Source organism: Rhodanobacter sp. FW101-FHT13A11 (assembly GCF_058790335.1).
The window spans coordinates 332,811-346,141 of the sequence record NZ_JBYTCN010000002.1; the positions used below are offsets into that span (position 1 = coordinate 332,811).

10 protein-coding genes are annotated in these 13,331 nt (G+C 69.1%); 7 read left to right on the top strand and 3 right to left on the bottom strand.

The window, feature by feature from the left end:
• Positions 1 to 6 precede the first annotated feature (6 nt).
• The gene (locus AC3WRN_RS03980; RefSeq protein ID WP_492621984.1) at positions 7 to 1,656 is read right to left on the bottom strand and encodes a sensor histidine kinase; all 1,650 of its coding nucleotides are present in this window, start codon (positions 1,654 to 1,656) and stop codon (positions 7 to 9) included.
• Positions 1,657 to 1,966: 310 nt separating this feature from the next.
• On the opposite strand from AC3WRN_RS03980, the gene sucC reads away from it, so the two are divergent.
• On the top strand, positions 1,967 to 3,127 hold the full coding sequence (gene sucC, locus AC3WRN_RS03985) for an ADP-forming succinate--CoA ligase subunit beta (RefSeq protein WP_068096503.1): 1,161 nt from the start codon (positions 1,967 to 1,969) through the stop codon (positions 3,125 to 3,127).
• A gap of 96 nt (positions 3,128 to 3,223) precedes the next feature.
• Positions 3,224 to 4,099 carry a succinate--CoA ligase subunit alpha gene (gene sucD / locus AC3WRN_RS03990; RefSeq protein WP_492621985.1) on the top strand — a complete coding sequence of 292 codons (876 nt, stop codon included), beginning with the start codon at positions 3,224 to 3,226 and terminating at the stop codon, positions 4,097 to 4,099.
• Between the two features lie 70 nt (positions 4,100 to 4,169).
• Here the strand turns inward: sucD and AC3WRN_RS03995 are convergent, their stop codons facing one another.
• Positions 4,170 to 5,075 (bottom strand): LysR family transcriptional regulator ArgP, encoded by a 906-nt coding sequence (locus tag AC3WRN_RS03995; protein ID WP_492621986.1) that lies wholly within the window; start codon positions 5,073 to 5,075, stop codon positions 4,170 to 4,172.
• Between the two features lie 205 nt (positions 5,076 to 5,280).
• Between AC3WRN_RS03995 and AC3WRN_RS04000 the strand changes: the two genes are divergently transcribed.
• Both AC3WRN_RS04000 and AC3WRN_RS04005 read left to right on the top strand, forming a co-directional pair.
• Positions 5,281 to 5,898, top strand: coding sequence for a LysE/ArgO family amino acid transporter (locus AC3WRN_RS04000; protein WP_492621987.1), 618 nt, complete (start codon positions 5,281 to 5,283; stop codon positions 5,896 to 5,898).
• Between the two features lie 65 nt (positions 5,899 to 5,963).
• Complete coding sequence (locus tag AC3WRN_RS04005) at positions 5,964 to 7,649, top strand: NAD+ synthase (protein ID WP_492621988.1); 1,686 nt, start codon at positions 5,964 to 5,966, stop codon at positions 7,647 to 7,649.
• 95 nt (positions 7,650 to 7,744) lie between these two features.
• Here the strand turns inward: AC3WRN_RS04005 and AC3WRN_RS04010 are convergent, their stop codons facing one another.
• Positions 7,745 to 8,611, bottom strand: a complete 867-nt coding sequence (locus AC3WRN_RS04010) for an outer membrane protein assembly factor BamD (protein WP_492621989.1) — start codon at positions 8,609 to 8,611, stop codon at positions 7,745 to 7,747.
• A gap of 71 nt (positions 8,612 to 8,682) precedes the next feature.
• On the opposite strand from AC3WRN_RS04010, the gene rluD reads away from it, so the two are divergent.
• From rluD to clpB, 3 genes are all read left to right on the top strand, one after another.
• Complete coding sequence (rluD, locus tag AC3WRN_RS04015; protein ID WP_492621990.1) at positions 8,683 to 9,657, top strand: 23S rRNA pseudouridine(1911/1915/1917) synthase RluD; 975 nt, start codon at positions 8,683 to 8,685, stop codon at positions 9,655 to 9,657.
• Between the two features lie 70 nt (positions 9,658 to 9,727).
• The gene (gene pgeF, locus AC3WRN_RS04020) at positions 9,728 to 10,477 is read left to right on the top strand and encodes a peptidoglycan editing factor PgeF (protein WP_492621991.1); all 750 of its coding nucleotides are present in this window, start codon (positions 9,728 to 9,730) and stop codon (positions 10,475 to 10,477) included.
• Positions 10,478 to 10,603: 126 nt separating this feature from the next.
• Positions 10,604 to 13,195, top strand: a complete 2,592-nt coding sequence (gene clpB / locus AC3WRN_RS04025) for an ATP-dependent chaperone ClpB (protein ID WP_492621992.1) — start codon at positions 10,604 to 10,606, stop codon at positions 13,193 to 13,195.
• Positions 13,196 to 13,331 lie beyond the last annotated feature (136 nt).

Here is a 13,331-nt window from a genome sequence, read left to right on the forward strand (position 1 = left end):
GGCGGCTCAGCGCGCGGCGGCTTCGGCGGTCTCGGCGGGATCGGCCGGGCTGCGCGCCGGCGGCGTCAGCACCAGCCGGAAGCAGCTGCCGCCGCCGGCCACGCGCACGTACTCCAGCGCGGCCTGGTTGGCCTCGCTCATCTGCCGGGCCAGGTACAGGCCCAGGCCGGTGCCGTATTCGTGGGTGGTATAGAACGGCTCGAAGATCTGCGCAGCCACCTTCGGCGCGATGCCGGGGCCGCGGTCGATCACCTCCAGGATCGGCACGCCGTGCTCGCCCTGGCGGGTGACCACCATCACCCGCGCCGGTTCGCCGGGCAGGCGGCCATAGCGCAGCGCGTTCTGCACCAGGTTCCACACCACCTGCTGCAGCTGCTGCGGATCGGCCACCGCCGCCACCGGGCTGCCGCTGCCGGCGATCGCGCGCAGCGAGTCGGCGCCGAGGTCGTTGCCCTGCTGGTATTCGTCGACGAAGTTCTTCGCCCAGTGGCCCAGGTCCAGCGTCTCCGGGCGCGAACGTTCGCGCCGCGACAGCTGCAGGATGTTCTCGATGATCTCGTTGAGCCGGATGCAGTGGTTGTTGATGATCTCGACCATGCGCTGGTCGGTGGCGTCCATGCTGCGGGACTCGGCGAGCAGTTGCGCCGAGTAGCGGATCGCCGCCAGCGGGTTGCGGATCTCGTGCGCGATCGAGGCGGACAGCCGGCCCAGCGAGGTCAGCGTGAGTTCCTCGGCGCGGCGCGACAGCAGCGAGGTGTCGTCGAGGAAGATCAGCACGTGCGAGTCGTCGTTCGGCGCCAGCCGGGTGAAGCGCGGTACCACCTCGGGCACCCCGTCGGCGAGCTGGGTGGCGGTCTCGTCCAGCTTGCCCGAGGTCATCCAGTGGTACAGCCGGCGCGACAGTTCCGGCGCCAGCTGGCCGAGGTCGCGCTGGTCGGCGCCGGGGTTGCCCAGCAGCATCCACGCCGACTCGTTGATCTGGTGGATGCGGTTGGCATCGTCCACCAGCAGCACGCCGGTCTTCATGCGGCGGATGATCAGTTCGTTGACCTGGGCCAGGTTGGCCAGGTCGGTGCTGCGCTGCTCGGCCAGCGCCTCGGTGGCGCGCAGCTGCCGGCCCAGCACGTGGCACAGCGTGGTGGTGGCGAAGTAGGCGAGGCCGAACAGCGCGGCCTCGAGCAGGTCGCGGTCGCCGGGGCTCTCGGCCGACTTGCCGAAGAAGGTATGCCCGAGCATGCCCAGCGTGGCCAGCGCGGCGAAGAAGCTGGACAGCCGCAGCGGCAGGATCAGCGCGCCGGCGCTGAGGTTCACCGCCAGCATCATCGCGATGCCGATGCGCGCGTCGTGCATGGCGACGATCGCCAGCACCGCGGCGGTGATGTCCACGGCCAGGGTCGAGGCCACCACCGCTCGCGCGTACGGCATGCTGCGCCGGTTGAACAGCAGCATGAGCAGCGCGAACACCAGGTACAGCATGGCCATGCCGCGGGCGAAGTCGGGCACGGCCAGCTGCGGCCAGCTCAGGCCCGGCGGGCTGAAGGCCAGGCCGACGTAGACCAGCGCCTGCACCAGCCGGAAGGCATTGAGGAAAGACAGCTCGTGGCGAACCGTCGCGGTACCCGCGCGCGCGCTGGTTGGAGAGGGTGTGCTGGACATCGTGCCGCCTGCAGCTGGATGGATTTTTGGAGCGTCCCCGACGGTTCACGGCGAGTATAGACGGGCCGGCCGGCGCCGTGCGGAGCGGCCGAAAGCGCATGAAACCGCGCCACGCGGGCTTCCGGGCGGGCGACACTTTCCATCGGCGCCCGCTTCCGCGAAAATAGGCGGCCATGTTGCGTAGATGTTGCCGGTTGTATGGCAGGCGCATGCATCCCGGCGGCGCATTCATCCGCTGTCCGACCTCCTGACCCACGCTGCTGTGTCCGCGTGCGGCCGTCACCCGTTTCCCGTTCGCTCGAGGTATCGAATGAATTTCCACGAATACCAGGCCAAAGAACTGTTCGCGCAGTACGGCATTGCCGTGCCGCCGGGCAAGATCGCCAACTCCCCCGACGCCGCCGTCGATGCCGCCAAGGCGCTCGGCGGCACGCAATGGATGGTCAAGGCGCAGATCCACGCCGGCGGCCGCGGCAAGGCCGGCGGCGTGAAGTTCTGCAGGAGTTTCGACGACGTCCGCGCCGCCGCCAAGGGCATGCTGGGCACGCGCATGGAGACCTACCAGTCGGCCGGGCGCGCGCTGCCGGTCAACCTGGTGCTGGTCACCGACGCCACCGACATCGCCAAGGAGCTGTACCTGTCGGTGCTGGTGGACCGCGATTCCAAGGCCGTCTCGTTCATCGCCTCCAAGCACGGCGGCGTGGACATCGAGCAGGTCGCCAAGGACACCCCCGAGGACATCCACACCATCGTGGTGGACTTCGTCGAGGGCCTGCAGCCCTACCAGTGCCGCCAGCTCGGCTTCGCGATGGATCTCAACGCGAAGCAGGTCAACCAGCTGACCAGGATCATGCTGGGCCTGTACAAGCTGTTCAACGAGAAGGACCTGTCGCTGGTCGAGCTGAACCCGCTGGCGATCCTCGCCGACGGCAACCTCGCCGCGCTGGACGGCAAGGTCAACTCCGACGACAACGCCGAGTTTCGCCACCCCGACCTGGCCGCGATGCGCGACCTCACCCAGGAAGACGCCGCCGAGGCGGCCGCGGTGCAGAACAACCTCAACTACGTGACGATGGACGGCTCGATCGGCTGCATGGTCAACGGCGCCGGCCTGGCGATGGCCACCATGGACGTGATCAAGCTGGCGGGCGGCGAGCCGGCCAACTTCCTCGACGTCGGCGGCGGCGCCACCAAGGAGCGCGTCACCGAGGCGTTCAAGCTGATTCTTTCCTCCGACAAGGTGAAGGCCATCCTGGTCAACATCTTCGGCGGCATCGTGCGCTGCGACCTGATTGCCGAGGGCATCATCGCGGCGGTGAAGGAAGTCGGGCTGAAGATTCCCGTGGTGGTGCGCCTGCAGGGCACCAATGTCGATCAGGGCCGCGAACTGCTGGCCAATTCCGGCCTGGCGATCACGCCGGCGGACGATCTCAACGACGCGGCGCAGAAAGCCGTGGCCGCAGCCAAATAACCATGTAGGAGCGCACCTCGTGCGCGATGCTTTCCGTCACGTGACGAAGAGCGATCGCGCACAGGGTGCGCTCCTACACGAACACAGGACATTCCCATGAGCGTTTTGGTCAACAAAAACACCAAGGTGATCGTGCAGGGCTTCACCGGCCAGCAGGGCACCTTCCATGCGCAGCAGTGCCTCGACTACGGCACCAAGGTCGTCGGCGGCGTGACCCCGGGCAAGGGCGGCTCCGAGCACATCGGCCTGCCGGTCTTCAACTCGGTCGATGAGGCCGTGCTGGAAACCGGCGCCGACGCGTCGGTGATCTTCGTGCCGCCGCCGTTCGCGGCCGACTCCATCCTGGAAGCGGTCGACGCCGGCATCCGCGTGATCGTGGCGATCACCGAGGGCATCCCGGTGCTCGACATGCTGCGCGTGAAGAACGTGCTGGCGCAGCATCCGGAAACCATCCTGATCGGGCCGAACTGCCCCGGCATCATCACTCCGGGCGAATGCAAGATCGGCATCCAGCCGGGCCATATCCACCAGCCGGGCAAGGTCGGCATCGTGTCGCGCTCCGGCACGCTGACCTATGAAGCGGTGTTCCAGACCACCAACGAGGGCCTGGGCCAGTCCACCTGCATCGGCATCGGCGGCGACCCGATCAACGGCCTCAATTTCATCGACTGCCTGAAGCTGTTCCAGGACGACCCGCAGACCGAGGGCATCATCATGGTCGGCGAGATCGGCGGCAGCGCCGAGGAAGACGCCGCCGAGTTCATCGGCGAGTACGTGACCAAGCCGGTGGTGTCGTTCATCGCCGGCGCCTCGGCCCCGGCTGGCAAGCGCATGGGCCACGCCGGCGCGATCATCTCCGGCGGCAAGGGCACCGCCGCGGCGAAGTTCGCCGCGCTGGAGAAGGCCGGCGTCACCACGGTGAAGTCGCCGGCCGACCTGGGCAAGACGCTCGCGAAGCTGATGAAGAAGTAACCGGGTCGACGCGACCGACCGGAAAAGGGCCGCGGCGACGCGGCCCTTTTCCTTTGCCGCGGCTCCGCGGTCAGGCCCGCTGTGGGTTTCGCAGGCCCTGCCGGGCGGCGCGCAGCAGCATCGCGGTCACCGTCGACAGCGTGGCGGAGCGGATCGACCAGTGCTGCCAGTACAGCGGCACGTCCAGCCAGCGGCCGGGAACGATCGCCTCGAGCGTTCCCGCGGCGAACGGTTGCCCGAGCATGCTCTCCGGTGCCATCGCCCAGCCCATGCCGAGCGCCGCGCCTTCCACGAAGGCCGTGGCGGAGGGCAGGTAATGCATCGGCGGCGCCAGCCGGGCGCGCGTCACGCCATGGATGAAGCGCCATTGCAGGGTGTCCTTGCGGTTGAACACCAGCATCGGCGCGCTGCCCAGCGAGGCGGCGTCGACGCCGCGCGCGAAGTGCCGCTCGACGAAGGCGGGCGAAGCGACCGGCAGGTAGCGCATCACGCCCAGCTTCTGCACGCTGCAGCCCTGCACCGGCCGGGCGATGGCGGTGACGGCGCCGAGCACCGAACCGTCGCGCAGCAGGTTGGCGGAATGGTCCTGGTCTTCCACGCGCACGTCGAACAGCATCGCGTGCTGCGCGTGCAGGTCCGCCAGCGCGGATACGAACCAGGTGGCGAGCGAATCGGCATTGACGGCGATTGCGACGGAGCCCGGCCCGGCGCTGGCCGGCTCCACGTGGAAGGCCTCCAGCGTTTCGGCCTCCAGCAGCCGCATCTGCTGCACGCTGCGCAACAGCCGCTCGCCGGCGGCCGTGGCCGTGCAAGGCGCTCGGCGCAGGAGCAGCACCTGGCCCAGGCGATCCTCCAGCGCCTTGATCCGTTGCGAGATCGCCGACGGCGTCAGCGAGAGCCGCCGGGCGGCCCCGTCGAAGCTGCCCTCCTCGAGCACGGCGGCGAAGGCGGCGAGTTGCGGATTGAGGAGGCTCATGGGCGGTACCCGCCAGTGTGGAGGAATTCGCCCGCTGCGCGACCGGCCGCCGGAGCGGGGCATCCGTCGCCGCGCCCGTGCAGCGGGCACGCTTCCACGGCGACGTCTTCAAGCACATTAGCAAAACTGAACACACTTAAGGATATTTAGTTTTACTGAAGCACGGGCCTGCGCCAGAGTGGCCGCCTTTCCCGAGGGCATCCGCATGTTTACTTCGGCTTACCTGGCCGGGCTCGGCGCCGGCGCGGGCTTGATCGTCGCTATTGGCGCGCAGAATGCCTTCGTGCTGCGGCAGGGGTTGCAGCGCAACCACGTCGCTGCCGTGGTGCTGGTGTGCATCCTGGCGGACATCTGCCTGATCCTGCTGGGCGTGACGGGCATGGGCCTGGCGGTGCAGCAGCATCCCGGCTTGCTGCAATGGCTGCGTTATGCCGGCGCGACGTTCCTGGCCGCCTACGCGACACTGGCGCTGTGGCGCGCCTGGCGCGGCGAGAGCGGCCTGCAACCGGCCAGCGACGGCGCGGGGAGCCGCCGGCGCGTGGTGCTCGCCTGCCTGGGCTTCACCCTGCTCAACCCGCACGTGTACCTCGACACGGTGGTGCTGCTGGGCGGCCTGTCCACCCAGTACGACGGCGACGGCCGCTGGGCATTCGCCGGAGGCGCATCCACGGCCAGCGTGCTGTGGTTCCTTTCGCTGGGCTACGGCGCGCGCGCGCTGCTGCCGGTGTTCCGCAGCCCCGTGGCATGGCGGCTGTTCGACGTGGCCGTGGGCGTCCTCATGCTCGCGCTGGCGGCGCTGTTGCTGGCCCGGCGGATAGGCTGATGCCCGGGGGCGCGCGGGCGCCTCGGGTATCATAGGGAGCTACCCCGAAACACGGATTCGTCGGCATGCCCTCCCTACGCTTCGCGCTTGCGCAGTTCGATTTTCCAGTCGGTGCGGTGGCGGCGAATGCCGCGAAGGCCGGCGAGCTGATCGCGCGTGCGCGCGGCGGCGGCGCCGCGCTGGTGGCGTTTCCCGAGCTGACCCTGAGCGGCTACCCGCCGGAGGACCTGCTGCTGCGGCCCAGTTTCCTGGCTGCCTGCGCCGGCGAGCTGGCCGCGCTGGCGACGACGGCCCGCGGCATCGCCGCGCTGGTCGGCCACCCGCACAGCGAGGGCGAGGTGTTCAACGCGGCCAGCCTGCTGCGCGACGGCCGGGTGGAGTGCACCGCGCACAAGCAGGCGCTGCCGAACTACGGCGTGTTCGACGACAAGCGCTATTTCCGCCCCGGCCACGAGTCGACCACCGCGGTGGTCGACGGAGTGCGGATCGGCCTGCTGATCTGCGAGGACGTGTGGCAGCCCGAACCCGCCGCGCAGGCGGCGGCCGAAGGCGCGGAGCTGCTGCTGGTGATCAATGCCTCGCCGTGGGATGGCGCGAAGCAGGCCGAGCGCGAGGAAGTGCTGCAGGCGCGGGCGCGCGAAACCGGCTGCGCGGTCGCCTACCTCAACCTGGTGGGCGGCCAGGACGAGGTGGTCTACGACGGCGGCTCGCTGCTGGTGAACGGCGACGGCTCGGTCGCTGCGCGCGCGCCGGCCTTCGTCGATGCGCTGCTGTGGGCCGAATTCGATCCGGCCACGCGCACGTTGTCGGCGCAAGACTGGCCGGTCGCCGCCGACCAGGCGCCCGAGGCCGTGCTGTATGCCGCGCTGGTGCGCGGCACCCGCGACTACATCGACAAGAACGGTTTCGGCGGCGTGCTGCTGGGGTTGTCCGGTGGCATCGACTCGGCGCTGACCCTGGCGCTGGCGGTCGACGCGCTGGGTGCCGGGCGGGTCACCGCGGTGATGATGCCCACCCGCTACACCTCGCAGCTGTCGCTGGACGGCGCGCGCGCCCAGGCGGAGCGGCTCGGCGTGGCCTACCACGTGATCCCGATCGAGGCGACCTGCCAGGCCTTCCTCGATGCGCTGACCCCGGCGTTCGCCGGCAAGCCGGCCGACACCACCGAGGAAAACCTGCAGTCGCGCATCCGCGGCACGATGTTGATGGCATTGTCCAACAAGCACCGCCTGTTGCTGCTGGCGACCGGCAACAAGAGCGAGATGGCGGTGGGCTACGCCACGCTGTACGGCGACATGTGCGGCGCCTACGCACCGCTGAAGGATGTCTACAAGACCGTGGTGTACCGGCTGGCGCGTTGGAGGAACGGGATTCGGGATTCGGGATCCGGGATTCGGGAAGAGCAGCAGTCCCGCGAGAACGAGCTTCTCCGAATCCCGAATCTCCAATCCCCAATCCCGGAAGAAGTCATCGACCGCGCTCCATCGGCTGAACTGCGCGACAACCAGACCGACCAGGATTCGCTGCCGCCGTACGACGAGCTGGACGCGATCCTGGCGCGCTTCATCGAGGGCGAGCAGTCGCAGGCGGAAATCGTGGCGCAGGGTTTCCGCGCCGACACCGTGCGCCGGGTGGTGCGGCTGGTGCTGCTGAACGAGTTCAAGCGCCGCCAGTCGGCACCGGGACCGCGGGTGACCACCCGCGCGTTCGGCCGCGAGCGGCGTTATCCCATCACCTCCGGCTGGAGGTGATGGGATTGGGGATTGGGGATTCGTAAGAGCGGGGCAGCGCGGGATCCGGCTTATCCGAATCCCCAATCCCGTAGGGGGCGCTTGCGCGCCCCGCCTCAATGGTGTCCCGAGAACGGCACCAGCTTGCGCAGCGTGGAGGGCGCGCGCGGCCATTTGGGGTCGGTCAGGTAGGGGTGGTTCGGGTAGTTCAGTGCCAGCACCTGGCGGCTCTGGTCGGCCAGCGCCTTCTGGTCCAGCGCCAGGTAGCTGCGGCTGAGGATGGCCAGCGCGTCGCCGGTCTGCGGCGACTGCTGGTAGTGCTCGATCACGTACTGCGCGCGATCGGCGGAGGCGATATAGGCCTTGTTGCGCAGGTAGAATTCGGCCACGTTGATCTCGAACTGGGCCAGCACGTTGCGCAGGTAGATCATGCGCTGGCGCGCATCGGCCGTGTAGGCGCTGTCCGGGAAGCGGCGCGACAGCTCGGAGAAGTCGTCGAACGACTGCAGGTTGTAGCCCTGGTCGCGGCGCGCGTTCGCGGTGGAGCGGGGGATGTAGCGCTCCATGAACGTGCTGGTGCGGTCGAAGTTGATCAGGCCGCGCAGGTAATAGGCATAATCGACGTGCTTGTTGGCCGGATACGTCTTGATGAAGCGGTTCACGGTCGACAGGGCATCATCCGGCTGGTTGTCCTTGTACTGCGCATAGGCCAGCTCGAGCTGGGCCTGTTCGTTGTAGTCGCCCGACGGGAAACGCGCGATCAGGCGCTGGTAGGCCTTGGTGGCGGCGGCGTAGTCGGCGTTTTCCAGCGAGTTGTGCGCGTTGTTGTACAGCGCGTCCACCGGCATCGTGTCGATCGAATCGCCTTTGGACTTGAACATCGAGCACGCGCCGATCGACACGGCGAGCATGAGCACCACAAGCACTTTCAAGACAGGCAACGGGGACATCGGCAGCTTGGGCGGGTCGATCGTTGGGCGCATAAGGAAGGAATTCGGATGTTTGAGCGAAAAGGCATGATAGCCGAAACCGGCCGCCGGCCGCGGTGGACGGCATGACCACGGTCCGGCACGAGGCGGAAGTTCCGCTGGGCGCGGCGGGACGCAGGTTCGACCAGGCTTTGGCCGAGATGTTCCCCGACTACTCGCGTTCGCGGCTCAGTGGCTGGATCAAGTCCGGCGCGGCGACCCTGGACGGCGCGCCGGCACTGCCGCGGCAGTTGCTGCGCGGCGGCGAGCGTGTGCGCCTGCAGGTGGAACTGGAAAACGAGGTATCCAGCGCGCCGGAGGACATCGCGCTGGCGGTCGTGCACGAGGACGCGCACCTGCTGGTGCTGGACAAGCCGGCCGGGCTGGTGGTCCACCCCGGCGCCGGCAACCCGGCCGGTACCCTGCTCAACGCGCTGCTGCACCACGACCCGAGGCTGGCCGAGCTGCCGCGGGCGGGCATCGTGCACCGGCTGGACAAGGACACTTCGGGCCTGATGGTGGTGGCGCGGACCCTGCCCGCCTACACCGCGCTGGTCGACCTGCTGTCGCGGCACGAGGTGGAGCGCCAGTACGAGGCGGTGGTGCTGGGCACGCTGGTGGCCGGCGGCACGGTGGACGCGCCGATCGGCCGCAGCATGGGCGATCGCCTGCGCCAGGCGGTGCGCGACGAGGAGGACGGCAAGCATGCCGTGACCCACTACCGGCTGCGCGAGCGCTTCCGCGCGCACAGCCTGCTGCAGTGCCAGCTGGAAACTGGCCGCACCCACCAGATCCGGGTGCACATGGCGCACATCGGCCACCCGCTGGTCGGCGACCCGCTGTACGGCGGCGGGCTGAAGCTGCCCAAGGGCGCCACCACGGGACTGGCCGCCGCGCTGCGCGGCTTCCGCCGGCAGGCGCTGCACGCCGAGAAGCTGTCGTTCGTCCACCCGGCCACGGGCGAGGCGCTGTCGTTCGACGCGAAGCGGCCGGCCGACCAGCAGGCGCTGATCGAGGCGCTGCGCGCGGACCTGGCCGAGCACGGCCCGGACCATTACTGACGGCAACTGCGGGGAACGCCGCCGGCGCATGTGCGATGCTTGCCGTTCCCCATTCCCATGCCCTGAAACCATGACCGATACCTGGATCTTCCCCGACTGGCCCGCCCCGTCGCGGGTCCATGCGGCGATCACCACGCGGCAGGGGCCGGGCATCTCGGCGGCGCCGTTCGACCGCTTCAACCTGGGGCTGCGCAGCGGCGATTCGATCGATGCGGTCGAAGCCAACCGCAGCGCGTTGCAGCAGGCACTGCGCCTGCCGTCCGCGCCGCGCTGGCTGCACCAGGCGCATGGGGTCGGCGTGGCCCAGCTGGGGCCGCTGCCCGGCGCGAGCGAGCCGCAGGCGGATGCGGCGGTGTCGCACATTCCCGGCACGGTGCTGGCCATTCTCACCGCCGACTGCCTGCCGGTGCTGTTCTGTGCTGCCGACGGCAGCGAGATCGGCGCGGCCCATGCGGGCTGGCGCGGGCTGGCCGCCGGCGTGCTGGAGGCCACCCTGACCCAGCTGGAAACCCCGCCGGTGCGGCTGCTGGCATGGCTGGGGCCGTGCATCGGCGCGGCTTCGTACGAGGTGGGCGAGGAGGTGCGCGAGGCCTTCGTGGCCCCCGATGCCGCGGCCGCCGCCCATTTCGTGCCGACCCGGCCCGGCCACTGGCGCTGCGACCTCGCCGCGCTGGCGCGGCGCCGGCTGCAGGCGGCCGGCGTGCGGTACATCCATGGCGGCGACTACGACACGCTGGCCGACGCGCGTTTCTACTCCTACCGCCGCGACGGCGCCCGCAGCGGCCGCTTCGCCAGCCTGGTCTGGCTGGCCGACGGCTGAGCCGCGGCCGGCCCTTGACGCCGCGTCGTCGCGTCGTTTGCTTGAATCGCTCCCCGTTGTCCGCATTTAGCCGGGCAGTGGCGGCATCGTCCGCCGGAATCTTCCACCTCTTGCGGGGGCCTACTCATGCGGATGGACAAACTCACCTCGCGTTTCCAGCAGTCGCTGGCCGACGCGCAGTCGCTGGCCGTGGGCCGCGACCACAACATGCTCGAACCGGTGCACGTGATGGCCGCGCTGCTCGGCCAGCAGGGCGGCTCGACCGCGCCGCTGCTGACCCAGGCCCAGGTCAACGTGCCGCTGCTGAACCAGCGCGTCAACGACCTGCTGGAGCGCCTGCCGAAGGTCAGCGGGCAGGAAGGCAACGTCAATCTCGGCAACGACCTCAACCGCCTGCTCAACCTCACCGACAAGCTGGCGCAGCAGCGCGGCGACCAGTTCATCGCCAGCGAGCTGTTCGTGCTGGCGGCGCTGGAGGACAAGGGCGAGCTGGGCGCGGCGCTGAAGGCAGCCGGCGCGACCAAGGCGCATCTGGAAGCGGCGATCGAGAAGCTGCGCGGCGGCGAGAAGGTGCAGAGCGAGAACGCCGAGGAACAGCGCCAGGCGCTGGAAAAATACTGCATCGACCTCACCGCGCGCGCCGAGTCGGGCAAGCTCGACCCGGTGATCGGCCGCGACGAGGAGATCCGCCGCACCATCCAGGTGCTGCAGCGGCGCACCAAGAACAACCCGGTGCTGATCGGCGAGCCCGGCGTGGGCAAGACCGCCATCGTCGAGGGCCTGGCCCAGCGCATCATCAAGGGCGAGGTGCCCGAGGGCCTGCGCGACCGCCGCGTGCTGGCGCTGGACATGGGCGCGCTGATCGCCGGCGCGAAGTTCCGCGGCGAGTTCGAGGAGCGCCTGAAGGCCGTGCTCAACGACCTGGCCAAGAACGAAGGCCAGATCATCCTGTTCATCGACGAGCTGCACACCATGGTCGGCGCGGGCAAGGCCGAAGGCGCCATGGACGCCGGCAACATGCTCAAGCCGGCGCTGGCGCGCGGCGAGCTGCACTGCATCGGCGCCACTACGCTGGACGAATACCGCAAGTACATCGAGAAGGATGCCGCGCTCGAGCGCCGCTTCCAGAAAGTCTTCGTGGGCGAGCCGAGTGTGGAGGACACCATCGCGATCCTGCGCGGGCTGAAGGAGCGCTATGCGGTGCACCACGGCGTGGAGATCACCGACCCGGCGATCGTCGCCGCGGCCACGCTGTCGCATCGCTACATCGCCGACCGCCAGCTGCCGGACAAGGCGATCGACCTGATGGACGAGGCGGCCTCGCGCATCCGCATGGAGATCGACTCCAAGCCGGAGGAGCTTGATCGGCTCGAACGCCGGCTGATCCAGCTGAAGATCCAGCGCGAGATGCTGAAGAAGGAGAAGGACAGCGAGTCGAAGCAGCGCCTGGCCGACCTGGAAACCGACATCGGCAAGCTCGAGCGCGAGTTCTCCGACTTGAACGAGATCTGGAAGTCCGAGAAGGCCGCGCTGCAGGGCGCGACCAAGGTGAAGGAACAGATCGAGCAGGCGCGGCAGGAGCTCGATGCCGCCCAGCGCCGGCAGGACTACGCGAAGATGAGCGAAATCCAGTACGGCAAGCTGCCGGCGCTGGAGAAACAGCTGGCCGCGGCGCAGGCCGCCGAGACGCAGGACTTCAAACTGGTGCAGACCCGCGTCACCGCCGAGGAGATCGCCGAGGTGGTGGCGCGCTGGACCGGTATCCCGGTCAGCAAGATGCTTGAGGGCGAGCGCGACAAGCTGCTGAAGATGGAGGACGAACTGCACAAGCGCGTGGTCGGCCAGGACGAAGCGGTGCACGCGGTGTCCGACGCGATCCGCCGCTCGCGCGCGGGCCTGTCCGATCCGAACCGGCCGAACGGCTCGTTCCTGTTCCTCGGTCCCACCGGCGTGGGCAAGACCGAGCTGTGCAAGGCGCTGGCCGAGTTCATGTTCGACACCACCGATGCGATGGTGCGCATCGACATGAGCGAATTCATGGAGAAGCACTCGGTGAGCCGGCTGGTCGGCGCGCCGCCGGGCTACGTCGGCTACGAGGAGGGCGGCTACCTCACCGAGGCGGTGCGCCGCCGGCCGTACAGCGTGATCCTGCTGGACGAGGTGGAGAAGGCGCATCCGGACGTGTTCAACATCCTGCTGCAGGTGCTCGACGACGGCCGCCTCACCGACGGCCAGGGCCGTACCGTGGACTTCCGCAACACCGTGATCGTGATGACCTCGAACCTGGGCTCGCAGATGATCCAGGACGCATCCGACGACGGCGGCGACGCGGAGGAGCAGTACACCAAGATGAAGGCGTCGGTGATGGGCGTGGTGCAGGCGCACTTCCGCCCGGAGTTCATCAACCGGCTCGACGAGATCGTGGTGTTCCGCCCGCTGGACAAGACGCAGATCCGCGCGATCGCCCGCATCCAGCTGGCCTACCTGGAGCAGCGCCTGGCCGAGCGCCAGCTGAAGATGTCGGTCAGCGACGACGCGCTGGCGCTGCTCGGCAACGTCGGCTTCGACCCGGTCTATGGGGCGCGGCCGCTGAAGCGGGCGATCCAGCAGCAGTTGGAGAACCCGCTGGCAAGGGAAATCCTCGAGGGCCGCTTCCAGTCCGGCGATACCGTCCAGGTTACCGCCGAAGGCGGGCACCTGGTGTTCCGCAAGGGGTGAGGAAACGCCGGCGGCCGGCCGAGGTCGTGGCGCAGGACGCCGCCGCGATCCCGGCCCCGCCGGGGCTCACCCGAGGTCGAGCACCGTCTTGTCGCCCTCGCGCCGGCGCTGTTCCTTCTTCCGGTAGCGGGCTTCG